This is a genomic window from Paraburkholderia sp. EG287B (genome assembly GCF_040965595.1).
Lineage (GTDB): Bacteria > Pseudomonadota > Gammaproteobacteria > Burkholderiales > Burkholderiaceae > Paraburkholderia.
In genome coordinates, this window is the sequence record NZ_JBFRCG010000011.1 from 167,721 (window position 1) to 188,997 (window position 21,277).

Annotated in this window: 19 protein-coding genes and 1 tRNA gene; 10 read left to right on the top strand and 10 right to left on the bottom strand. The window is 64.9% G+C overall.

Annotation, left to right across the window (positions count from 1 at the left end):
- Positions 1-169: 169 nt before the first annotated feature.
- Entirely contained in the window at positions 170-1,330 is a 1,161-nt protein-coding gene (locus tag AB4Y40_RS21305) for a hypothetical protein (RefSeq protein WP_368689460.1), read from the top strand.
- 55 nt (positions 1,331-1,385) lie between these two features.
- Here AB4Y40_RS21305 and htpX read toward each other — a convergent pair whose 3' ends face one another.
- The 4 genes from htpX to def form a co-directional block, all read right to left on the bottom strand.
- The gene (htpX, locus tag AB4Y40_RS21310; RefSeq protein ID WP_233878856.1) at positions 1,386-2,240 is read right to left on the bottom strand and encodes a zinc metalloprotease HtpX; all 855 of its coding nucleotides are present in this window, start codon (positions 2,238-2,240) and stop codon (positions 1,386-1,388) included.
- Positions 2,241-2,370: 130 nt separating this feature from the next.
- Positions 2,371-3,021: a LysE family translocator gene (locus AB4Y40_RS21315; protein ID WP_368689461.1), complete on the bottom strand. Its 651-nt coding sequence runs from the start codon at positions 3,019-3,021 to the stop codon at positions 2,371-2,373.
- Positions 3,022-3,146: 125 nt separating this feature from the next.
- Positions 3,147-4,142, bottom strand: a complete 996-nt coding sequence (gene fmt, locus AB4Y40_RS21320; RefSeq protein ID WP_368689462.1) for a methionyl-tRNA formyltransferase — start codon at positions 4,140-4,142, stop codon at positions 3,147-3,149.
- Between the two features lie 51 nt (positions 4,143-4,193).
- Positions 4,194-4,697: a peptide deformylase gene (def, locus tag AB4Y40_RS21325; RefSeq protein WP_368689463.1), complete on the bottom strand. Its 504-nt coding sequence runs from the start codon at positions 4,695-4,697 to the stop codon at positions 4,194-4,196.
- Between the two features lie 285 nt (positions 4,698-4,982).
- On the opposite strand from def, the gene dprA reads away from it, so the two are divergent.
- From dprA to AB4Y40_RS21340, 3 genes are all read left to right on the top strand, one after another.
- Positions 4,983-6,248 (top strand): DNA-processing protein DprA, encoded by a 1,266-nt coding sequence (gene dprA, locus AB4Y40_RS21330; protein ID WP_368689464.1) that lies wholly within the window; start codon positions 4,983-4,985, stop codon positions 6,246-6,248.
- A gap of 96 nt (positions 6,249-6,344) precedes the next feature.
- The gene (locus AB4Y40_RS21335; protein ID WP_110383187.1) at positions 6,345-6,722 is read left to right on the top strand and encodes a thioredoxin family protein; all 378 of its coding nucleotides are present in this window, start codon (positions 6,345-6,347) and stop codon (positions 6,720-6,722) included.
- A gap of 257 nt (positions 6,723-6,979) precedes the next feature.
- Positions 6,980-9,628 carry a DNA topoisomerase III gene (locus AB4Y40_RS21340; protein WP_368689465.1) on the top strand — a complete coding sequence of 883 codons (2,649 nt, stop codon included), beginning with the start codon at positions 6,980-6,982 and terminating at the stop codon, positions 9,626-9,628.
- 109 nt (positions 9,629-9,737) lie between these two features.
- Here the strand turns inward: AB4Y40_RS21340 and AB4Y40_RS21345 are convergent, their stop codons facing one another.
- Positions 9,738-10,847, bottom strand: a complete 1,110-nt coding sequence (locus AB4Y40_RS21345; RefSeq protein ID WP_368689466.1) for a LysR family transcriptional regulator — start codon at positions 10,845-10,847, stop codon at positions 9,738-9,740.
- 315 nt (positions 10,848-11,162) lie between these two features.
- On the bottom strand, positions 11,163-13,013 hold the full coding sequence (locus AB4Y40_RS21350; protein WP_368689467.1) for a phosphoenolpyruvate carboxykinase (GTP): 1,851 nt from the start codon (positions 13,011-13,013) through the stop codon (positions 11,163-11,165).
- Between the two features lie 425 nt (positions 13,014-13,438).
- Here AB4Y40_RS21350 and AB4Y40_RS21355 point away from each other — a divergent pair, with 425 nt between their 5' ends.
- Entirely contained in the window at positions 13,439-14,452 is a 1,014-nt protein-coding gene (locus tag AB4Y40_RS21355; protein ID WP_321922812.1) for a D-2-hydroxyacid dehydrogenase family protein, read from the top strand.
- Between the two features lie 73 nt (positions 14,453-14,525).
- Here AB4Y40_RS21355 and AB4Y40_RS21360 read toward each other — a convergent pair whose 3' ends face one another.
- Positions 14,526-15,404, bottom strand: a complete 879-nt coding sequence (locus AB4Y40_RS21360) for a patatin-like phospholipase family protein (protein ID WP_342949131.1) — start codon at positions 15,402-15,404, stop codon at positions 14,526-14,528.
- A 48-nt stretch (positions 15,405-15,452) separates the two neighbouring features.
- On the bottom strand, positions 15,453-15,857 hold the full coding sequence (locus AB4Y40_RS21365) for a PaaI family thioesterase (protein ID WP_028203232.1): 405 nt from the start codon (positions 15,855-15,857) through the stop codon (positions 15,453-15,455).
- Positions 15,858-16,134: 277 nt separating this feature from the next.
- Here AB4Y40_RS21365 and AB4Y40_RS21370 point away from each other — a divergent pair.
- A tRNA-Lys gene (locus AB4Y40_RS21370) sits at positions 16,135-16,210 on the top strand.
- Positions 16,211-16,280: 70 nt separating this feature from the next.
- Here AB4Y40_RS21370 and AB4Y40_RS21375 read toward each other — a convergent pair.
- Both AB4Y40_RS21375 and AB4Y40_RS21380 read right to left on the bottom strand, forming a co-directional pair.
- Positions 16,281-16,538 carry a hypothetical protein gene (locus AB4Y40_RS21375; protein WP_051481331.1) on the bottom strand — a complete coding sequence of 86 codons (258 nt, stop codon included), beginning with the start codon at positions 16,536-16,538 and terminating at the stop codon, positions 16,281-16,283.
- A 334-nt stretch (positions 16,539-16,872) separates the two neighbouring features.
- On the bottom strand, positions 16,873-17,067 hold the full coding sequence (locus tag AB4Y40_RS21380; RefSeq protein ID WP_368689468.1) for a hypothetical protein: 195 nt from the start codon (positions 17,065-17,067) through the stop codon (positions 16,873-16,875).
- A 318-nt stretch (positions 17,068-17,385) separates the two neighbouring features.
- On the opposite strand from AB4Y40_RS21380, the gene adh reads away from it, so the two are divergent.
- From adh to AB4Y40_RS21400, 4 genes are all read left to right on the top strand, one after another.
- A complete protein-coding gene (adh, locus tag AB4Y40_RS21385; protein ID WP_368689469.1) occupies positions 17,386-18,906 on the top strand; it encodes an aldehyde dehydrogenase in 1,521 nt (506 codons plus the stop codon).
- Positions 18,907-19,008: 102 nt separating this feature from the next.
- Positions 19,009-19,389, top strand: coding sequence for a DUF779 domain-containing protein (locus tag AB4Y40_RS21390; protein ID WP_368689470.1), 381 nt, complete (start codon positions 19,009-19,011; stop codon positions 19,387-19,389).
- Positions 19,390-19,492: 103 nt separating this feature from the next.
- A complete protein-coding gene (locus AB4Y40_RS21395) occupies positions 19,493-19,972 on the top strand; it encodes a GyrI-like domain-containing protein (protein WP_368689471.1) in 480 nt (159 codons plus the stop codon).
- 578 nt (positions 19,973-20,550) lie between these two features.
- Positions 20,551-21,222: a SagB/ThcOx family dehydrogenase gene (locus tag AB4Y40_RS21400; protein ID WP_368689472.1), complete on the top strand. Its 672-nt coding sequence runs from the start codon at positions 20,551-20,553 to the stop codon at positions 21,220-21,222.
- The last annotated feature ends 55 nt before the right edge of the window (positions 21,223-21,277 follow it).

A 21,277-nucleotide genomic window follows, 5' to 3' on the forward strand; every position in this document is an offset into this window, starting at 1 on the left:
CGTGGCGAGCGCGCAACACTGCCAGGCGGCGCGATTCCCGTTGACGGCACCGCGCCCGCAGGCGGACAGCGACGAAAGCGCCGGGATACATATTGGCGGATACCGACTAACGGCTCGCCGCATGATGGCGGCAGAAAACGCCCCTCCTCCCTGCGACGTAGCGGCCATCATGAAACTACTCGGGAAGAAACAAGACTTCGCGTTCCTCGCCTTCGTTGCGCTCTTTTCCGTGTACCAGCAGGGACGGGGAAAGCTGTTCTCGCCTTTCTGGGACTACAAGGTGTACGCGTATGCGCTGGATCAGTTCAAGCGCGGCGCGAATCCGTATATCCCGCACGGATTCCCCTTCGTCTATCCGCCCATCTTCCTGAATCTCTTTTCGCGCGTGCCGTTTCACTGGCTCTATCTGGCATTCGCTATCGCGTCGCTGATCTATCTCGCCTACAGCATCGGGCGTGCGGATTTCGTCGTCGCGGGAGCGTTGGGGTTTCTGACCGGTGGCGCGGGCGTGGGCGGCATCCTCACCGGGAATTTCGCGATCTTCGGCCACCTGCTGATCATTGCGCTTTTTTATGCGGCTTCACGGGGCAGCCGTGGCGCGACCGCAAAGTATTGCGCGCTGGCTTTTTTCATCGCCCTGTTTGCCTCCATCAAGATCTATTTCCTGACCTACGCCGTCGTGTTCTTTTTCATCCCCAAAGGCATGCGCTACTTCTTCGCCGTGCCCTTGTGCGTTGCGCTGGCAACCATCGCGCAGCTCGCGCTGGAACCGCGCCTATGGACCGACTTCGAAACCCTGCTGCGCTGGCAGATGCTCGCCCAGAACGACTCCGGGCTCGTGCTGTTCGGGATACTCGAACAGCACGTGCGCGCGCTGTCGACGCTGGAAGACGTGCTGCTCTACGAACTGGTGGTCGTGGCGCTGTTCGTGTATGCGGTCAATCCATTGCGCGGGCGGCGGCTCATGATTGCCGAAAACGCAAGCCTGCCCGGCAGGCTTTTCTATGTGCTCGCGTTCTGTCTCGCGCTGAATCCGAGAATGAAGGAATACGACATCGCGCCGTTCTTTGCGTGCTGCTACGTTTCGCTGTTCCAGAGCAGCAAAGAAGAAAACCGGATGGATCGCGTGTTTTTCTACGCCGTACCGTTGGCGTTCATCGCCGCGTGGATCGTCGTCAAGTTCGGGCACGCGTACTACGCGCTCGACGTGTCCTGGTTCATCGGCGTCTATTTCGTGTTCTTCGTGGTTTCGCTGCGTCAACGGGCGTTGCGGGTTTCGGCGCGAGCGGGCGCCCGACACATGGACGGCGACGCCGCGGCGACGGGCTGAATAAAAAACGCCTCGAAGAGGCGTTTTTTTTCGTTACCCGTTACCGGTCGACGCTTTAGCGTCGGCCACCCGCAGCCATCTCCATCAAGCGGCGGATGCGCTCTTCCGTGGACGGGTGCGTGCTGAAGAGGTTCTGCAAGCCGCCGCCCGACAGCGGATTCATGATCATCATCTGCGCCGTGGCCGGGTGCTGTTCGGCCGCCGGGAACGGTATGCCCTGCGCGTAGCGGTGGATCTTGTCGAGCGCCGAGGCGAGCGCCTGCGGATCGCCGGAAATCTCGGCGCCGCCGCGGTCCGCCTCGAACTCGCGCGCACGCGAAATCGCCATCTGGATCAGCGCGCCCGCGATCGGCGCGAGCAGCGCCACGGCAATGCTCGCGATGGGGTTCGCCGGGCGGCCGTTTTCATCGCGGCCGCCGAAGATCATCGCGAAGTTGGCGAGCGCCGAGATCGCGCCGGCCATGGTGGCCGAGATCGTCGAGATGAGAATGTCGCGGTGCTTCACGTGCGCCAGCTCGTGCGCCATGACGCCGCGCATTTCGCGCTCGGACAGCACGCGCAGGATGCCCGTGGTCGCCGCGACCGCGGCGTGCTCGGGGTTGCGGCCCGTGGCGAAGGCGTTGGGCGCGTCCTCGTTGATGAGGTAGACGCGCGGCATCGGCAAGCCCGCCCGCGTGGCCAGATCGCGGACCATGCGATAGAACTGCGGGGCCGTGGTCTCGTCGACTTCCTGCGCGTTGTACATGCGCAGGACCATCTTGTCCGAATACCAGTACGAGAAGAAGTTCATGGCGAGCGCGAAGAACAGCGCCAGCACCATCCCGCGATGCCCGCCGATCAGCCCGCCAATCACGATGAAAAGGGCCGTAATCGCGGCCATCAACATCGCGGTTTTGACCCAGTTGAACATGTGCTGTGCTCCTTCACCCACCAGGGGATCAAATCGATCGTTGAACGCCCGCCGCCAGCCGGTCAGCCGCGCTCGGGCGAGCGCATTGTAAGCGATTTGTTAGATATGGGCAGATCCGAAAAATTCAATCTCAGCGCGTGGCGGTCGCGAGCTTCAGGCCCAGCCCGACGAACGCCGAGCCGACCGTGCGGTCGAGCCACTTCTTCACGCCCGGCTTGCCCGAGAAGCGCTGCGTGACGCTGCCCGCCACCCACGCGACGAAGCTGTTCCACACCGTGCTCATCAGCAGGAAGACGGCGCCGAGCGTGAGGAAAGCGAGGGCCTTGTGCTCCGTCCCCGTGGACACGAACTGCGGGAAGAACGAGACGAAGAACAGCACCACCTTCGGATTGAGCACGTTGGTGCAGAAACCCGACACGAACAGCTGGCGCAGCGGGCGCGGCGCGGCGGCGGAAGGCGTGGCTGGCGCGCCGCCTGCGGCAGGCCTGGACTCGTGCTTCGTGAGCATGAGGCGCACGCCGAGATACACGAGATAGACCGCGCCGACGATCTTGATGACCGTGAACGCCGTGGCCGACGCCGCGAGCAGCGCGGTCAAGCCGAACGCGCAGGCGAGCGTGTGCACACAGCAGCCCGCCGAGATACCCAGTGCGGAAACGAGGCCCGCGCCGCGGCCCTGCGCGACGCTGCGGCCGACGATATAGGCCGTGTCGGGCCCCGGCGTCACGTTCAGGAGAAATACGGCGACGACAAAGAAACCGAAATGGGTAATGCCGAGCATGACAACCTCAAAATCGAAAAACGCGCTTCAAACGCCATTGATTCTAGCGCGCCGGGAACCGCGCGGCACTTGGCTTCGCGGCCGTTGTCAGGCGCTGGCGTTCAGGCAATGGCGCGAGCCCGCGTTCAGGCCGCAGGGGTCTCGGGCAACTGGAACCGCTGCCCCGCCGCCAGCGGCATGCCGGCCACGAATTCGCGCGCGGGCAGGCGCTTGCCGCCCGGCTTTTGCAGCTGCGTGAGGCGCAGCGCGCCCTCGCCGCAGGCCACCACCACGCCCGCCGCGCTCACTTCGAGAATCTCACCCGGCTCGGCGGCGGCGGTCGACGTACGCTCGACCGGCTCGGCGGCCCACAGCTTGAGCTGCGCGCCGTCCAGCGTGGCCGCGCCGCCCGGGAACGGGTCGAACGCGCGAATCTGCCGCGCGAGCGCCAGCGCGGGCCGGCGCCAGTCCAGCGCGGCTTCCTGCTTGCCGATTTTTTCGGCGTAAGTCGCGCCTTCTGCCGGTTGCGGCGTGGCGGGCAGCGCGCCGTCGCGCTCGAGCGCGACGAGCCCATCCACGATCAGCTGCGCACCGAGTTGCGCCAGGCGGTCGTGCAGCGTCGCCGTGGTGTCGCCGGGCGCGATCGGCGTGCGCACCTCGGAGATCATCGGGCCGGTGTCGAGCCCCGCGTCCATCTGCATGAGCGTGATGCCGGTCTCGGTGTCGCCGGCTTCGATCGCGCGATGAATCGGCGCCGCGCCGCGCCAGCGCGGCAGGATGGACCCGTGAATGTTGATGCAGCCGCGCGGCGGGATGTCCAGCACTTCCTGCGGCAGCAACAGCCCGTAGGCTGCCACCACCATCACGTCGTGCGGTGTGGCGCGCAGCAGGTCCAGCGCCGCGGCGGCCTCCTGCGGATACTTGCCCGCACGGCGCAGCGACGGCGGCTGGGCGACGGCCATGCCATGCTCCTGCGCATAGCGCTTGACCGGGCTTGCCTGGAGCTTCATGCCGCGGCCCGCCGGGCGGTCCGGCTGGGTCAGGACGAGCGGCACGGCAAAGCCCGCTTCGTGAATCGCCGCGAGCGCCGCGGCGGCGAATTCCGGCGTGCCGGCGAAGATGACGCGAAGAGTGTGGCTCATGGGCGCTCGGTGCGTGGCGGGTTGATGAAGAAAGAGACCGTCGGATCGCGCTTACATCGCGCGTTCGAGCTTCTTCATCTTGCTGCGGATGCGCGTCTGCTTGAGCGACGACAGGTATTCGACGAACACCTTGCCCATCAGGTGATCCATTTCGTGCTGGATGCACACGGCGAGCAGCCCTTCGCAGTCCACCTCGTAGGTCTCGCCCTTTTCGTTCAGCGCGCGCACGCGCACCTTTTCCGCGCGCTCGACTTCATCGTAGATGCCCGGCACGGAAAGACAGCCTTCCTCGTGCACTTCGCGCTCGTCGCTCGACCAGATGATTTCCGGGTTGATGAACACGCGCAGCTCGTCGTGCGCGTCGGACACGTCGATCACCACGACGCGCTCATGCACGTCGACCTGGGTGGCCGCGAGACCAACGCCCGGCGCGGCGTACATGGTTTCGGCCATGTCGGCGACCAGCTTGCGGATGCGGTCGTTGACCGCCTCGACCGGCTTCGCGACCTTGTGCAGACGCTTGTCCGGGTAATGAAGAATGTTCAGTAGAGCCATGATTTGACGGGTTTCTCGTTGGGCGCCTGAAAGAGCCGGGCACAGGGAACGATGCACGGCCTGGCCATTCGGCCAGCTTGCGGGTCCCAGGCCGGATACGGAGGATATCTCCTCATATTCGGACGAAAGGGCCGCAATTCAACGTTGAACGCGCGTATCGCCCGTGCGGGCGCAGTGCGCCCGAAGGCGTGTGCGCAGTGCCACGGGTCAGGACGCCACGGTGTATTTCGGATGGTGAAAATTTTATCACGAGGTGCGGCAAGCCGTCCGCGCCCGGGGAACGCGATGCCGACGACCTTGCCGCTGTCAGAAGAGGAACTGGCCGCCTGGCTGAGCCTCGCCCTCGCGCGCGGCCTGAGGCCCGCTGCGCTGCGCGCGCTGCTCGGCGCGTTCGGACTGCCTCAAAACGTGCTGGCCCAGCCGTTCGCCGCGCTCGCCGCGGTGGCGGGTGCGCAAGCCGCCCACGCTGCCCTGGCCGAGTCCCGGCCGGACTTCGCGGCGCAACTCGATGCCCTGCAGGCGTGGCGCGCGGCGCCCGGCAATGCGCTAATCACGCTTGCCGATCCGGCCTATCCGGCCCGCCTGCTCGACATGCCCGATCCACCGCCGTTGCTCTACGCAATGGGCCGGCTCGAGCTGCTCCACGCGCGCGCGGTAGCCGTCGTGGGCAGCCGCAACGCCACGCCGCAGGCCGTCGAGGACGCCATGCGCTTCGCGCGCACACTCGCCGCGTCGGGTCTCACGGTCGTCTCGGGGCTCGCGCTCGGCGTGGACGGCGCCGCGCATCGCGGTGCACTCCACGAGCGGGGCGGCACCGTCGCCGTGATCGGCACCGGCGCGGATCTCGTCTATCCCCCGGCCCATCGTCCGCTCGCGATCGAGATCGCCGCACACGGCGCCCTCGTCTCCGAATGGCCGCTCGGCACCCCGGCGCGCTCCGCGAACTTTCCGCAGCGCAACCGCGTGATTGCCGCGCTCGTCGAAGGCGTGGTGGTGGTCGAGGCCGCGCAACGTTCCGGCTCGCTCATCACGGCAAGGCTCGCCAACGAAATGGGACGCGACGTGTTCGCGCTGCCCGGCTCGATTCACGCGCCGCTCACGCGCGGCTGCCACGGGCTCATCAAGCAGGGCGCGCAGCTGGTCGAAACGCCCGAAGAGGTGCTCGATGCACTCAATGTCGGGCCACCCCCGGGTGCCGGGCGCGCGCTCGCGTCGCCGCGGGAACCACGCCGCCAGAAGGTCTCGGTTCCCTTCGATTGCATCCAGCGCGACGACACAAGCGAAACGCCGCAGCTGGCGCTCGCACTCCCTCACCCCGAGCCGCCGCCTGTGCCTCGCACTGAAGCAGCGCGAAAACCGCCCGCCAGCCTTGGCGCCGAAGCCCGGCGCCTGCTCGACGCGCTCGGTCACGCGCCGGCCACGGTTGAAATCCTCGCGCAGCGCACCGACATGGCCGAAGCGGTGCTGCAAGGCACGCTGCTGCAACTCGAACTCGCGGGACACCTCGACGCCCTGCCCGGCGGCTGGTTCGTGCGGGCTTCGCGCGGCTGATGCCGCACATTGGGGGAGCATCACCGCCTGCGCGCCGCCGTGATACATTCGCGCCAAATACCCCGCTCTATATATAAGAGAACGCAAGGAACGACCATGCCCGCGCTAGACCTCGACACCGACGCCGACCAGATCGCCGAGCGCGTCAGCAATCAGGACACGCTGTTCGTCGCGTGCCTGTGCGCGCAGTGGTGCGGGACGTGCCGCGACTACCGTGCCACGTTCGACCGCATCGCCGAGGCGCATCCCGATGTCTGCTTCGCATACATCGACATCGAAACCCATGCCGACCGCTTCGACGATCTCGATGTCGAGAACTTCCCGACCATCCTGATCGAGGACGGTCACGCCACGCGCTTTTTCGGCACGGTCCTGCCGCACGCCGCCGTGGTCGAACGCATGCTCTCGGACCTCACGGCGCTGCCGGGTGTGTCCGATGCGCCCAAGCTGCGCCCCGCCCTGAGCGCGGTTTGAGCGCCCCCAGCATCTGACCCCGATCAGGCACACCGCTTGCCGCGCGGCCTGGCGCGCCCTTATGATTGGGCGCCCTGGCGGGTGCGCGGGTGTCGTCATGAGATGACGCAAAAATCGACGCCGACGCGCCATGTGCTATAAAGCGGTCGAGAACGGCCCCCCGAGCGGGGCAGCAACGCCGGGCATCGAGCCCAAGCGCCCATTCAGGCGGCATCGGCCCCGGGGGCGCCAACCGGAACACCCACAAGTAACCAGTCATGTCCAAAGCTCTGATCATCGCCGAGAAGCCGTCCGTCGCGAACGACATCGCGCGCGCGCTGGGCGGTTTTACCAAGCATGACGAGTACTACGAGAGCGACGACTACGTGCTCTCGTCGGCAGTCGGCCATCTGCTGGAAATCGCAGCGCCGGAAGAATACGAGGTCAAGCGCGGCAAGTGGAGCTTCGCTCACCTGCCCGTGATCCCGCCGCACTTCGACCTGAACCCGATCGCCAAGAGCGAATCGCGGCTCAAGGTGCTCAACAAGCTGATGAAGCGCAAGGACGTCACGCAGCTCATCAACGCCTGCGACGCGGGGCGCGAGGGCGAACTGATCTTCCGCCTCATCGCGCAGCACGCGAAGGCGAAGCAGCCGGTCCAGCGCCTGTGGCTCCAGTCGATGACGCCGCAGGCGATCCGCGACGGCTTCGCGAACCTGCGCAGCGACCACGACATGCAGCCGCTCGCCGACGCCGCCCGCTGCCGCTCGGAAGCCGACTGGCTCGTCGGCATCAACGGCACGCGCGCGATGACCGCCTTCAACAGCAAGGGCGGCGGCTTCTTCCTCACGACGGTGGGCCGCGTTCAGACGCCAACCTTGTCGATCGTCGTCGAACGCGAAGAGAAGATCCGCCGTTTCATCCCGCGCGATTATTGGGAAGTGCGTGCGGAGTTCGTCTGCGCGGGCGGCTTCTACGAAGGCCGCTGGTACGACCCGAAATTCAAGAAGGACGAGTTCGATCCGGAAAAGCGCGATTCGCGCCTCTGGAGCCTGCCGGCCGCCGAAACCATCGTGGCGGCCTGCCATGGCCGCGAAGGCACGGTCAGCGAGGAATCGAAACCGTCCACCCAGCTCTCGCCCGCGCTTTTCGATCTGACGAGCCTGCAGCGCGAAGCCAACGGCCGCTTCGGCTTTTCGGCCAAGAACACGCTCGGCCTTGCCCAGGCGCTGTACGAAAAGCACAAGGTGCTCACCTACCCGCGTACCGATTCGCGCGCGCTGCCCGAGGATTACATGGGCACGGTGAAAGAGACGCTCGAGATGCTCAAGGAGAGCAACAACTACCTGCCGCACGCCAAGCAGGTGCTCGACAAGGGCTGGGTGAAGCCGAACAAGCGCATTTTCGACAACTCGAAGATCAGCGACCACTTCGCCATCATCCCCACGCTGCAGGCGCCGAAGTCGCTCTCGGAGCCCGAGCAGAAGCTGTACGACCTCGTCGTGAAGCGCTTCCTCGCCGTGTTCTTCCCGGCGGCGGAATATCGCGTCACCACGCGTATCACCGAAGTCGCCGGACATCACTTCAAGACCGAAGGCAAAGTGCTGGTCGAGCCGGGCTGGCTGCAGGTCTATGGCCGCGACGCGGGCGGCGACGACGCCAACCTCGTGCCGGTGAAGAAGGACGAGAAGGTCAAGACCGACAAGATCGCGGCGCACCAGCTCGTGACCAAGCCGCCTGCGCGCTACAACGAAGCGACGCTGCTCTCGGCCATGGAAGGCGCGGGCAAGCTCGTGGACGACGAAGAGCTGCGCGAGGCCATGGCCGCCAAGGGCCTGGGCACGCCGGCCACGCGCGCGGCGATCATCGAAGGTCTGCTCGGCGAAAAGTATCTCGTGCGCGAAGGCCGCGAACTGATCCCCACGGCCAAGGCATTCCAGCTCATGACGCTGCTGCGGGGTCTCGACGTGAAAGAACTCACCGCTCCGGAACTCACCGGCGAGTGGGAGTACAAGCTTTCGCAGATGGAGCGCGGCAAGCTCCCGCGCGACGCGTTCATGCAGGAAATCGCCCGCATGACGCAGACCATCGTGAAGCGCGCGAAGGAATACGACTCGGACACGATTCCCGGCGACTACGCGACGCTGCAAACGCCATGTCCGAATTGCGGCGGCCAGGTGAAGGAAAACTACCGCCGCTTCGCCTGCACGAAGTGCGAGTTCTCGATCTCGAAGATTCCGGGCGGCCGTCAGTTCGAAATCCCCGAAGTGGAAGAGCTGCTGCAGAACAAGACGATCGGCCCGCTCTCGGGCTTCCGCAGCAAGATGGGCCGCCCGTTCTCGGCGATCCTCAAGCTCTCGTTCGACGACGAAATCAAGAACTACAAGCTCGAGTTCGATTTCGGCCAGGACTCCGGCGCGGAAGACGGCGAAGCGCCCGACTTCTCGCAGCAGGAGCCGGTGGGCGCGTGCCCGAAGTGCAAGGGACGCGTGTACGAGCACGGCATGAGCTACGTGTGCGAGCACTCGGTCGCGAATCCGAAGACCTGCGATTTCCGTTCGGGCAAGGTGATCCTGCAGCAGGAGATCGCGCGCGACCAGATGGCCAGGCTGCTGGCCGAAGGCCGCACCGACTTGCTGACCAACTTCAAGTCGTCGCGTACGGGCCGCAACTTCAAGGCCTTCCTCGTCAAGCAGCCGGACGGCAAGATCGGCTTCGAGTTCGAAAAGAAGGAGCCGAGCGCGAAGACAGCGGCCAAGACGGCCGCGAAGAAGTCGGCTGCTGCGACGGACGATGCCGCGAACGACGCGGCGGAGTCGGCCGAAGAAGGCAAGGCGAAGCCCGCGCGCAAGACGGCGGCCGCCAAGGCCGCACCGGCGCGCAAGACCGCCGCCCGCAAGACGCCGGCGCGCAAGACAGGGTCGTAAAGCCCATCCTCACCAGGGCCGTCGCCGGCCCCGGTGCAGCAAGGCAAAAAGGCGCAGCTTCTCACGAAGCTGCGCCTTTTTTATCGCCGGATGAACGGCGATATCGGGCTTATAGCGGCGAGATCGCCGAAGTCCGGGTGCGCGCCGCCGAAGCGCGCGCGGCCTTCGGTGCACGCTCGCCGTCCATGCCGTTGTGCTCGCCGTCGTGCAGGCTACCGCCCGGCGCGGGCTGCACGCCATCGTAGTCGTCGCCCGCAACACCGTTGCGAGCCGCCGCTGCCGGACGTGCAAGACCATCCTTGACCCACTGCTCGCCAAGCTGGCTGTTCGGCGTCTGGCTGAAGTGCTCGACGAGATGGTCGATGAACGTACGCACCTTGGCCGGCAGGTGACGGCGGCTCGGATACGCGACGTTGATCTCCACCTGCGGCAGACGATAGTCGCCAAGCAGCCGCACGAGGCGCCCGCGCGTCATGTCGCGGCCGATCAGGTAGCTCGGCAGGATCGCGATGCCCATGCCGAGCAGCGCGAACTGACGCAGCATCTCGGTGTTGTTCGCCACGATCACGTTGGTCGGGCGCACGCGGATTTCGCCGTCCGGCCCCGTGAACACGCGCTCGTCACCCCAGTACTCGGAGGGCAGCGAGAGGCTCGGGTGCTCCATGAGGTGCTCGGGGCGCGTGGGCGTGCCGTGCTTTTCGAGGTACGCGGGCGTGGCGCACACCGTCATGCAACCCGTCGTGAGGCGGCGCGTGACGATGCTGGCGCTGCGCATCTGGCGCGCAGTCACGACGCCCAGATCGAAGCCCTCTTCGACGAGATCGACCTGACGGTCCACCAGCGTGACGTCAGGAATGACCTGCGGATAGCGCTGCGTGTACGTCTGCAGCACCGGCGCGAGATTATGGAGCCCGAACACGACCGGCGCGACGATGCGCAGCGTGCCGACGGGCTCGTGATTGCGCGCGACGACCATCTGTTCGACATCCTCGAGTTCATCGAGGATCTGGCGGGCGCGCTCGAGATAGACCTGACCCGATTCGGTCAGGGAGAGACTGCGGGTCGTGCGGTTGAGCAAACGCGTGCCGAGTCGACCTTCGAGGTCGGCAACATGCCGCGTCGCAACCGCGTTGGAGATATCCATCGCGGAAGCGGCCCGGGCGAAACTGCCGAGGTCGGCCACTTTGACGAATACTCGCATCGACTGCAAATGATCCATGAGACAACTCCTGCCTGTTACTACCCCGCTGTTAATCAGCGGAGGAAACCGCGAATTCTCCTACGACAGCAGAAATCCTGCAGAAGTTGCCTCCGAAGCCCTTATTTTCTTTACGAATTCTTCAACTGCACCCCAAAATGCATTAACCGAGGTCCGATTGTTACCTCGAACGAAACAATTTTGCGCATTGCAGCGAAATAGCCGCTCAAACGGCGAACAGACGGGCCAGTGCACCGCACCAATGCATTCGACCCCGAAAATAAAAAAGGCCGCCCGAAGGCGGCCATTCAGTTAGCGAGCGCCCACATCACATACTTACAGGCGCGTTTCCAGCGTCTTGCGAGCGTCCTTCAGCACTTCCGGCAGGCCATGAGCGAGCTTGTCGAACAGCTCGGCGTGCAGCGCGAGTTCGGCGCGCCAGGCGTCGGCATCCACCGAAATCACCTGCTCGAACTGCTCCTGCGTAAAGTTCAGGCCGCTCCAGTCGAGATCGCTGTAGCGCGGCGACACGCCGAATGCGTGCTCGTCGCCCGTGGCCTTGCCCTCGATACGGCGCACCATCCACTCGAGCACGCGCATGTTCTCGCCGAAGCCCGGCCACACGAACTTGCCATCCGGCCCCTTGCGGAACCAGTTCACGCAGAAGATACGCGGCACCGTCGCGCCGGCCCTGGCGAGGCGTGCGCCCACGTCGAGCCAGTGGCCGAAGTAGTTGGCCATGTTGTAGCCGCAGAACGGCAGCATCGCGAACGGATCGCGGCGCACCACACCCTGCTGCCCCGCGGCCGCGGCCGTGGTCTCCGAGCCCATGGTCGCGGCCATGTAGACGCCCTCGGTCCAGTCGCGCGCCTCGGTCACGAGCGGCACCGTGGTCGAACGGCGGCCGCCGAAGATGAACGCATCGATGGCCACGCCCTTGGGGTTCTCCCACTCGGGATCGATCGAAGGGCACTGCGACGCCGGCGCCGTGAAGCGCGCGTTCGGATGCGCGGCCTTGCGGCCGGTTTCCTTGCCGATGGCGGGCGTCCAGTCGTTGCCGAGCCAGTCGATCGCGTGCGCCGGCGGCTCGTCGGTCATGCCCTCCCACCAGACATCGCCGTCGTCGGTGAGCGCGACGTTCGTGAAGATCACGTTCTCCTTGAGCGTCGCCATGGCGTTGAAATTGGTCTTCTCACCGGTGCCCGGCGCCACGCCGAAATAGCCGGCCTCCGGGTTGATCGCGTAGAGACGGCCATCGGCGCCGGGCTTGATCCACGCAATATCGTCGCCGATCGTGGTGATTTCCCAGCCGTCCATGGCCGGCGGCGGAATCAGCATGGCGAAGTTGGTCTTGCCGCACGCCGACGGGAACGCCGCCGCGACGTGGTACTTGCGGCCTTCCGGCGAACGCACGCCGAGAATCAGCATGTGCTCGGCGAGCCAGCCTTCGTCGCGGCCCATGGTCGAAGCGATGCGCAGCGCGAAGCACTTCTTGCCGAGCAGCGCATTGCCGCCGTAACCCGAGCCATAGCTCCAGATCTCGCGCGTTTCCGGGAAGTGGACGATGTACTTCGTCTTGTTGCACGGCCACGGCACGTCCTGCTCGCCCGCCGCGAGCGGCGCGCCCACGCTGTGCACGCACGGCACGAACGCGCCGTCTTCGCCGAGCACGTCGTACACGGCGCGGCCCATGCGCGTCATGATGCGCATGTTCACGGCCACGTAGGGGCTATCGGAAAGCTCTACCCCGATATGCGCGATCGGCGAGCCGAGCGGGCCCATCGAGAACGGCACGACATACATCGTGCGGCCGCGCATCGAGCCTGCGAACAGGCCGTCGAGAGTCGCGCGCATTTCGGCGGGCGCGACCCAGTTGTTGGTGGGGCCGACATCTTCCTTGGTGGGCGAGCAGATGAAGGTGCGGTCTTCGACGCGCGCGACGTCCGAGGGGTCGGAGCACGCGAGATACGAATTCGGCCGCTTCTGCGGATTGAGACGGCGCATCGTGCCGGCCTCGACCATCTGCGCACACAGGCGGTCGTATTCTTCCTGGGAGCCGTCGCACCAGACGATGCGATCCGGCTGCGTATGCGCTGCGATTTTCTGCACCCAGTCGATCAGTTTCCGGTGCCGGACCCAGGCGGGCACCTGCGCGGCGGCCTGGGCTTGGTAATCGGGATGGTTCATCGAGCTGTCTCCATTTTTAGGGCTGTAAAAAGGGAATCGGCCCTTTTCAACGCTGCACGCGAGAGGCGCAACTCATGCGAACCGGATGTCGATGGCAGATCAACATGCGAATCGATTCGCGCAGTTGGGCAGGTCGTCAAGGTCCTTCAGCCTGGGGTTCGAAACCGTCTGTAAAGCGGCTTGCATCGGAGCCCGACAAGCTGTTAAAAGTTGCAAATTCGCGGCTGATTACCGCGTCAAAAACCTGCGTGCGTAGCCTCGGGCTTGCGCAATTGCAATGCCTGCTGCGCACGCGGCGAGCGACGTGAAGGCTCCCTATATTCATACCAGCCTTCCCGGCGCTGCATAGTGGGATAACCACCAGATGAACACCGAAGTCGCGCTACGAAAGGCGCGATGCAAAACACGCAAAACAACCCGCTGCCATGAAAATTGCCATCCTTGACGACTACCAGGACGCCGTCCGCAAGCTCGACTGCTTTCAACTGCTCGCCGACCACGAGGTCAAGGTTTTCAACAACACGGTGCGCGGCCTCGGCCAGCTCGCCAGCCGCCTCGCCGAAGTCGACGCGCTCGTCCTGATTCGCGAACGCACCCGCATCACCTCGCAACTGCTCGACAAGCTCCCGCATCTGCGCATGATCAGCCAGACGGGCAAGGCCGGTCCGCACATCGACATCGAGGCCTGCACCGAGCGCGGCATCGCCGTGCTCGAAGGCACCGGTTCGCCCGTCGCGCCCGCCGAACTCACGTGGGCGCTCATCATGGCCGCGCAGCGCCGCATTCCGCAGTACGTCGCCAACCTCAAGCAGGGCGCGTGGCAGCAGTCGGGCCTCAAGACCTCGGCGATGCCGCCCAACTTTGGCCTCGGCCAGGTGATGCGCGGGCAGACGCTCGGCATCTGGGGCTACGGCAAGATCGGCCGGCTCGTGGCCGGCTACGGCAAGGCCTTCGGCATGCGCGTGCTGGTGTGGGGCCGCGAGCATTCGCTCGAAGCGGCGCGCGCCGACGGCTACGAAGCCGCCGCAAGCCGCGAGGCGCTGTTCGAGGAGAGCGACGTGCTCTCGCTACATCTACGCCTGCACGATGACACTCGCGGGATCGTCAAGCAGGAAGATCTGCTGCGCATGAAGCCCACGTCGCTGCTCGTCAACACGAGCCGCGCAGAGCTGATGGAAGAAAACGCGCTGCTCGGCGCGCTTGCGCACAACCGGCCGGGCATGGTCGCGATCGACGTGTACGAGAGCGAGCCGATCCTGCAGGGCTACAGCCTGCTGCGCATGGAAAACGTGATCTGCACGCCGCACATCGGCTACGTGGAGCGCGAGAGCTACGAGCTGTACTTCGGCGGGGCGTTCCGCAACATCCTCGCGTTCGACGCGGGCGATCACGCGAGCGTCGCGAACCCCGAAGCGCTGCAGGGCGGCCGCCGCAAGTAAGCGCGGCGGCACGGGGGGCGCGCGCCGCCCTTCGTGCGACTTTGCGTCTGATTTTCGATGCGGCCGCGTGCGCTCAAGCGTTCGCGGCCGCTTCCATGACCTCGGGCAAACGCGCGAGGAAGCGCTCGCCGTCCACGCGGCCGAGGTTGTAGGCGTGCTGCATCTGCTGCGGGCTCGTGTAGTCCCAGCTCGAGATCGGCACCCTGGCCGACGGCTGCACGTAAAGGCGCTGCTGCACGCCCTGCGTTGCCTGATGCCGCACCACGAACATCTGCGGACGCGGATAGAGCCGCGTCACCATCACCAGCACACGGCCGGGCGTGTCGTCGAGCGCGCCGACCGGCACGTTGTCGACCATGCCGCCATCGAGCACCGGGCGGCCGTCGCGCCGCAGCACCGGCGTGAACGGCGGCGTGCATGACGACTGCAGGATGAGATCGGCCAGATCCTCCACGCTCGCGCATTCCTGCGCCGTCACGAACTCCGGATGAAACCCGAGCCTGCGCCCGAGCGTGGGGTGCAGCGTCTTGCGGATGTGTTTTTCGATGTTGTACGCGATGAGACCGGCCGCCACGGCGCTGCGCGCGCCGAGCCAACGCGGCACATGCGACACGCCGATGCGGATCTCAGGCGCGTCCTGAAGCTGCGTGAACGGCTCGCCGTAGATGTCGAGCAGCGCCTGGCGATAGATGCGGTAGTGCGGAAACACCGACTCGCCGCGCAGCAGATTGCCCCAGTAGGCGTTGCGCTTGTTGTGGCGCAGCGCTTCCTCGTAATAGCGCATGACCCAGTCGGCGTCGCGCGTGTAGAGCATGCACGCGGTGGCCGCGCCTGCCGAAATGCCCGTAATGACGCGCGGGCGAATGCGCAGCTCGGGCTGGACGATGTCCCAGAACCCCGCCTGCCACCAGCAGCGATTGCCGCCGCCAGCGAAAACCACCTGATCGAACATGCCTTCTGCGTCCTTCGAAGCGACCGAAACCGATCGGAAGCGCCAAGCTTAATCGAGCAGCGCGTAGGTCGAGGTCGCGTGAACGGCCATCCGGCCGTCTTCGTCGTAGAGTTCTATTTCACCGAACACCAGATTGCGGCCCATGCGCAGCACGCGCGCCGTCACGAGCACGTCGCCCTTGCGCACCGCGCGCATGAAGTTCGTGTTCAGCGCGACGGTCGTCATGGGCTTGAAGCCGCCGAGCGCGGCCGTGATCGCGACGATCATGGCCGTATCCGCCGCCGCCATGAACACCTGGCCGCAGATCACGCCGCCCGAATGGCGCAGCTCGCCGGAAAACGGCAGGCGCAAGGTGGCGCTGTCTTCCGAGACCTCGACGGGCTTCATCCCGAGCGCGCGCACCCACGGGGCCAGCACGCGCTCCAGCAGCGCGTCGATTGCGTTGTCGTCCATCGTTTGCCTTTGTGGATTGCCGTGCGACGATTCCAGCCGATTGCCACCGACCTCGGCCAGCTTTGGCTTCGGCAAACGGGCGGTGCACAGCGGCTGGCTTGAAACCTGGCTTGATGCCAGGAGTGGCGACATCATACCGGGACAGCAAGGCCCCCGTGGTAAAGGGGCAAACGCGTTCGCAGACGGAGCCTGCACCGCATCGACAAACTATTTCCAGATAATTTGCAGAAGGGGCTTGCCAAGCCCAAAAAAGTCCTGCATAATCTTTCTTCTGTTGGGGGCGTTAGCTCAGTTGGTAGAGCAGCGGACTCTTAATCCGTAGGTCGAGTGTTCGAGTCACTCACGCCCCACCAGCGAATTCAGCCAAAAAGCCCGATCCTTGCGATCGGGCTTTTTGCATTTCTCCGCCGCCACAGGCCTGAGTTACTTCACGCGCCTCACGTGACGCGAGGCCTGCTTCGGGCGCGGCAGCCAGCGGCCGAGCGCCTCGAAGCCGTCGAGCTGGCGCAGCAGCGTGTCGACGGTCGAGAGTTGAACGTGGGTCAAATGATTTTGCTTCAGAAGCGCGTGCAGGCGCTTGCGCCAGTACGCGACACCCATCACCGGCATTTCGAAATCGCCAGCCAGCGACGGCGGCATCACGCGCGCGATGTGCGCGATTTCCTGTTCGACGAATGTCATGGCTATCCCCGTTGGTCCTGCCGTGGTTTCTTATCGTATGAAGTACTGTAGGACGCTCCGGGGCGCTCGCCAGCCTACCCGTATGGATAGGTAACAAATAGTCCGACTAAATTGGGGATGGACGCCGCTGAAAGCGGCGCCTCGTTGCCCGACTCTCGTGCCTCACCGGTAGTCGGCAAGCCGGTCATGCACTTGCCACGCTTGCCAGGTCCGTAACGGTATGGACGGCAAAAAGCTTCGGAATCCAGACGATCCAACGCCGATCCGCTCGCCTCGCTTTTCGGCCTCTTCTTCGGCGTCATGCTCGCGGCCCAGAACCTCTAGCCGCCAGCGCTCAGAGGAACGGCTTGCCGTCCACCTGTTCGTAGACAACGTTGCCATCGTCGTCTTCGAACTGCTCCAGGTAGTTGCGGGCGCCGCACAGCGGACACCGGAACAAGGGCCCCTGCCCTTCGTTCTTGATCACCACCTCGTTCTGTTCCCACGGGGTGCCGCACGACTGGTTGCGGCAAACAAATGTACTCGACATGCAGACTCTCCTGACTGTTACGGGTGCAAAGCCTACCGCAAGTACGGCCCGCGCGCCGCAAATCTCCGACTCCCGCCGCTATTGCGCTCCCAGGCTGTTCACTTCTTGAGCAGTTGGCCGCGCTCCTGTTCCGGCCTGACGCAATCCTTTCGCGGCCCTGAAGGATCGCGCGCCGCGCATTCGAGCGGCATGCACGCGCCAGGCCGCGACTGCCCGGCGGCGCGCCGCGCTGGCATGGTTCTCGCGTTAGCGTGCCGCGGTAGCGCGGCCTCGCCGCGTCCATCCATATCGAGATCGAGAACACAGAGGAGCACGCAGATGAATCACGCGGACATGCAATTCCTGACCACCGAATTCCCGTACAAGAAGCAGTATGGCAACTTCATCGGCGGCGAGTGGGTCGCGCCGCTCGGCGGCGAGTATTTCGACGATGTCTCGCCCATCACCGGCCACGCGTTCACGTCCATCCCGCGCTCGCGTGAAGCCGACATCGAACTCGCGCTCGACGCCGCACACAAGGCCAAGGCCGCATGGGGCAGGACCTCGCCCACCGAGCGCGCCAACATTCTCAACCGCATTGCCGATCGCATCGAGCAGAACCTCCACAAGCTCGCCGTGGCCGAGACCATCGACAACGGCAAGCCGCTGCGCGAAACGCTCGCCGCCGACATCCCGCTCGCCGCCGACCACTTCCGCTATTTCGCGGGCTGCGTGCGCGCGCAGGAAGGCGGCATCTCCGAGATCGATCACGATACGGTCGCGTATCACTTCCATGAGCCGCTGGGCGTGGTCGGCCAGATCATCCCGTGGAACTTCCCGATTCTCATGGCCGCGTGGAAGCTCGCGCCGGCGCTCGCGGCCGGCAACTGCGTGGTGCTCAAGCCCGCCGAGCAGACGCCCGCGTCGTTCCTCGTGCTCACCGAACTGATCCAGGACCTGCTGCCGGCCGGCGTGCTCAACGTGGTGAACGGCTTCGGCCTCGAAGCCGGCAAGCCGCTCGCCTCGAACAAGCGCATCGCCAAGATCGCCTTCACGGGTGAGACCACGACGGGCCGCCTCATCATGCAGTACGCGAGCCAGAACATCATTCCCGTGACGCTGGAGCTGGGCGGCAAGAGCCCGAACATCTTCTTCGCCGACGTACTCGACCACGACGACAGCTATTTCGACAAGGCGCTCGAAGGGTTCGCGATGTTCGCGCTCAACCAGGGCGAGGTGTGCACGTGCCCGTCGCGTGTGCTCATCGACGAGAAGATCTATGACCGCTTCATGGAGCGTGCGCTCAAGCGCGTAGCGGCGATCCAGCAGGGCCATCCGCTCGACACGAAGACGATGATCGGCGCGCAAGCCTCGCAGGAGCAGCTCGAGAAGATCCTCTCGTATATCGACCTCGGCAAGCAGGAAGGCGCGCAATGCCTGATCGGCGGCGAGCGCAACAGCCTCGCCGGCGAACTCGGCGAGGGCTATTACGTGAAGCCCACCGTCTTCCGCGGCCACAACAAGATGCGCATCTTCCAGGAAGAAATTTTCGGACCCGTGGTGTCCGTCACGACCTTCAAGACCGAAGAGGAAGCCCTGGAAATCGCCAACGACACGCTCTACGGCCTCGGCGCAGGCGTGTGGACGCGCGACGGCACGCGAGCCTATCGCTTCGGCCGCGCGATCCAGGCGGGACGCGTGTGGACCAACTGCTACCACGCTTACCCGGCGCACGCGGCGTTCGGCGGCTACAAGCAGTCGGGCATCGGGCGCGAGAACCACAAGATGATGCTCGACCACTACCAGCAGACGAAGAACCTGCTCGTGAGCTATAGCGAGCAGCCGCTCGGGTTCTTCTGATCGCACGGTGTGCCCTGTGCGTCGCGCGCGGCGTTTTGCGGTCGAGCAGCCGCAGCCGCGCGCGACGCCTCCATCATTGCACCTTGAGAGGAGCATCACGACATGGTCGAACGCGTTATCGCCACGCCGGCCGCGCTCGCGCTGATCGAGCAGTTGGCGCGCGAGCACGGGTCCCTGCTCTTTCACCAGTCGGGCGGCTGCTGCGACGGCAGCGCGCCCATGTGCTTTCCCGTCGGCGAGTTCATGGTCGGCAATGCCGACGTGCAGTTGGGAGAAATCGGCGGGATGCCGTTCTATATGACCCAGGCGCAGTTTGAATACTGGCAGCACACCCAGCTCGTCATCGACGCCGTGCCAGGCAACGGCGGCATGTTTTCGCTCGAACGCCCCACGGGCCTGCGCTTTCTCACGCGCTCGCGGCTCTACGACGACGAAGAGAACGCGTGGCTCGAGGCGCATCCGGTGACGCGCGTGAGCTTGTGAGGTTCGAGCGCCCGGCACGTCAGGGACGTCGCACGGAGCGTGGTGCTATCTTGGTCCGCAGGCGCTGCGCATTCGCGCGGCCATCGCACCAGGAGACGCCATCATGCAAAACCACGACGTGAAACTCCTCACCCTCGAGCCGATGGACCTGCTCGCCGTCAGCCACGTGGGTCCGTACATGAAGATCGGCGACGCGTTCTACACGCTCGCGCAATGGCTCGGCGAGCGCAACGTGCGCACGTCGGGCTCGAAGATGGTCGGCATCTATTACGACGATCCCAATACGGTCGACGAGTCGAAGCTGCGCTCAAAGGCGGCGCTGCATCTGGGGCACGAAACCGATGTGGAGGTCGTGGCGCCGGTCGAGAAGTTCCAGCTGCGCGGCGGCGAGCACGCGATGGTGCTGTACAAGGGGCCGTATCAAGGGCTGGGCCAGGTGTGGATGTGGTTTTACAACGAAGGATTGCAGAAGCTCGGACGCACGCCGGACTTTTCGGCGCCATCGTTCGAGGTTTATCTGAATACGCCCGATGAGGCGGCGCCGGATGACCTGAGGACCGAGCTTTATATTCCGCTCGCATGAGCTATGCGATTCGCACGGTTTGAACGATGCCGCCGGGACGTTTACGGCGGCATCTTCGTTTCCGATGCGAGGGTTCTAAGGTTTTAATAACGTATGTATACGTAAACGTAGTAATAGTTAACAAGCCCCTGGGTAATCTGTGGATAACCCCGGAAAACCATTGAGTAAACAAGGCTGTGGAAAAACCATAACCTTGCGGGCGTTAACGGGACAACGCCAGATTGCTGCTGGCAACTTTTCCACAGTTTGCGTGCAGACGAAGTTATCCCCGATTCATGCACAGTGATTTCCTGGGGTTTTCCGAGAGTTATCCGCTGGGGGCTGTGGATAGTGCAGGACGCGAATTTCCGCTGTCTTCCAGACGAAAAAATGGCGCCTTCAAGGGCGCTTTTTCGCTGGTGAAAATCGCGACGTTGAATCGGACCTCGCAATCTCGAATTTACGGTCTATAACTTCTGCGAGTGGGCCAGTGGTGACTGTTGATCAAATTGCGCCATGGCCCGAGTGTCGCTCGAAAAGGTGAAATAGTAAGAATCGAAGGCCATTGAGGCCTGCTCCGTCACTCATGGAGGCGCCGGATGAAACGCCGTGAACTGCTGGCCGCGCTAGCTGCGGGCGCAATGACCCAGGTTTCCACCGGCCAGGCACAGGCGAGCCCGGCGAAGTACACCGACGAGATCGAACTGCCCAAGCCCAAAGTCTCCGGCACGGTCTCTCTCGAGGATGCCATCCAGCGGCGCAGGTCCGTGCGCAGGTTCCGGTCCGACGCGCTGCCTGTCGAGACCATCGGCCAGCTGCTGTGGGCCGGCCAGGGCGTGACGAGCCCGGACGGCAAGCGCGCGGCGCCTTCGGCCGGCGCCTTGTATGCGCTTGAACTCTACATGGTGACCGCCGCGGAGGTGATGCACTACGTGCCTCAAGGCCACCGCGCGCAGACGCGAGCAACGCCCGATATGCGCCCCAAGCTGCAAGCGCTTGCACTCAACCAGGCGTCTGTCGGGGCGGCGCCAGCCTTGATCGTGGTGGCTGCCGATCCCGGCCGGCTCAAGCAGCGGTATGGGGGAAGAGCCGGTGTGTATAGCGACCTGGAGGCCGGGCACGCCGCCCAGAACATGCTGCTGCAGGCCGTTGCGCTGGGGCTCGTCGCCGTGCCCGTGGGCGCGGTCGACGGGCCGCAGGCAGCCCAGGCGCTCGGTTTGCCTGCCGGGCAGAGCGTCGTCTATGTCATCCCGGTGGGATTTGCGGCTTGAGTTGCGGCGTGCGACCGTACAAAAAACAAACGCCCGGGAAACCGGGCGTTTGTTG

What these genes read in the sequence shown, in the direction of transcription:
- AB4Y40_RS21305 (WP_368689460.1), top strand. Translation starts at nt 170, where the DNA reads ATGAAACTACTCGGGAAGAAACAAGACTTCGCGTTCCTCGCCTTCGTT.
- htpX (WP_233878856.1), bottom strand. Translation starts at nt 2,240, where the DNA reads ATGTTCAACTGGGTCAAAACCGCGATGTTGATGGCCGCGATTACGGCC.
- AB4Y40_RS21315 (WP_368689461.1), bottom strand. Translation starts at nt 3,021, where the DNA reads ATGCTCGGCATTACCCATTTCGGTTTCTTTGTCGTCGCCGTATTTCTC.
- fmt (WP_368689462.1), bottom strand. Translation starts at nt 4,142, where the DNA reads ATGAGCCACACTCTTCGCGTCATCTTCGCCGGCACGCCGGAATTCGCC.
- def (WP_368689463.1), bottom strand. Translation starts at nt 4,697, where the DNA reads ATGGCTCTACTGAACATTCTTCATTACCCGGACAAGCGTCTGCACAAG.
- dprA (WP_368689464.1), top strand. Translation starts at nt 4,983, where the DNA reads ATGCCGACGACCTTGCCGCTGTCAGAAGAGGAACTGGCCGCCTGGCTG.
- AB4Y40_RS21335 (WP_110383187.1), top strand. Translation starts at nt 6,345, where the DNA reads ATGCCCGCGCTAGACCTCGACACCGACGCCGACCAGATCGCCGAGCGC.
- AB4Y40_RS21340 (WP_368689465.1), top strand. Translation starts at nt 6,980, where the DNA reads ATGTCCAAAGCTCTGATCATCGCCGAGAAGCCGTCCGTCGCGAACGAC.
- AB4Y40_RS21345 (WP_368689466.1), bottom strand. Translation starts at nt 10,847, where the DNA reads ATGGATCATTTGCAGTCGATGCGAGTATTCGTCAAAGTGGCCGACCTC.
- AB4Y40_RS21350 (WP_368689467.1), bottom strand. Translation starts at nt 13,013, where the DNA reads ATGAACCATCCCGATTACCAAGCCCAGGCCGCCGCGCAGGTGCCCGCC.
- AB4Y40_RS21355 (WP_321922812.1), top strand. Translation starts at nt 13,439, where the DNA reads ATGAAAATTGCCATCCTTGACGACTACCAGGACGCCGTCCGCAAGCTC.
- AB4Y40_RS21360 (WP_342949131.1), bottom strand. Translation starts at nt 15,404, where the DNA reads ATGTTCGATCAGGTGGTTTTCGCTGGCGGCGGCAATCGCTGCTGGTGG.
- AB4Y40_RS21365 (WP_028203232.1), bottom strand. Translation starts at nt 15,857, where the DNA reads ATGGACGACAACGCAATCGACGCGCTGCTGGAGCGCGTGCTGGCCCCG.
- AB4Y40_RS21375 (WP_051481331.1), bottom strand. Translation starts at nt 16,538, where the DNA reads ATGACATTCGTCGAACAGGAAATCGCGCACATCGCGCGCGTGATGCCG.
- AB4Y40_RS21380 (WP_368689468.1), bottom strand. Translation starts at nt 17,067, where the DNA reads ATGTCGAGTACATTTGTTTGCCGCAACCAGTCGTGCGGCACCCCGTGG.
- adh (WP_368689469.1), top strand. Translation starts at nt 17,386, where the DNA reads ATGAATCACGCGGACATGCAATTCCTGACCACCGAATTCCCGTACAAG.
- AB4Y40_RS21390 (WP_368689470.1), top strand. Translation starts at nt 19,009, where the DNA reads ATGGTCGAACGCGTTATCGCCACGCCGGCCGCGCTCGCGCTGATCGAG.
- AB4Y40_RS21395 (WP_368689471.1), top strand. Translation starts at nt 19,493, where the DNA reads ATGCAAAACCACGACGTGAAACTCCTCACCCTCGAGCCGATGGACCTG.
- AB4Y40_RS21400 (WP_368689472.1), top strand. Translation starts at nt 20,551, where the DNA reads ATGAAACGCCGTGAACTGCTGGCCGCGCTAGCTGCGGGCGCAATGACC.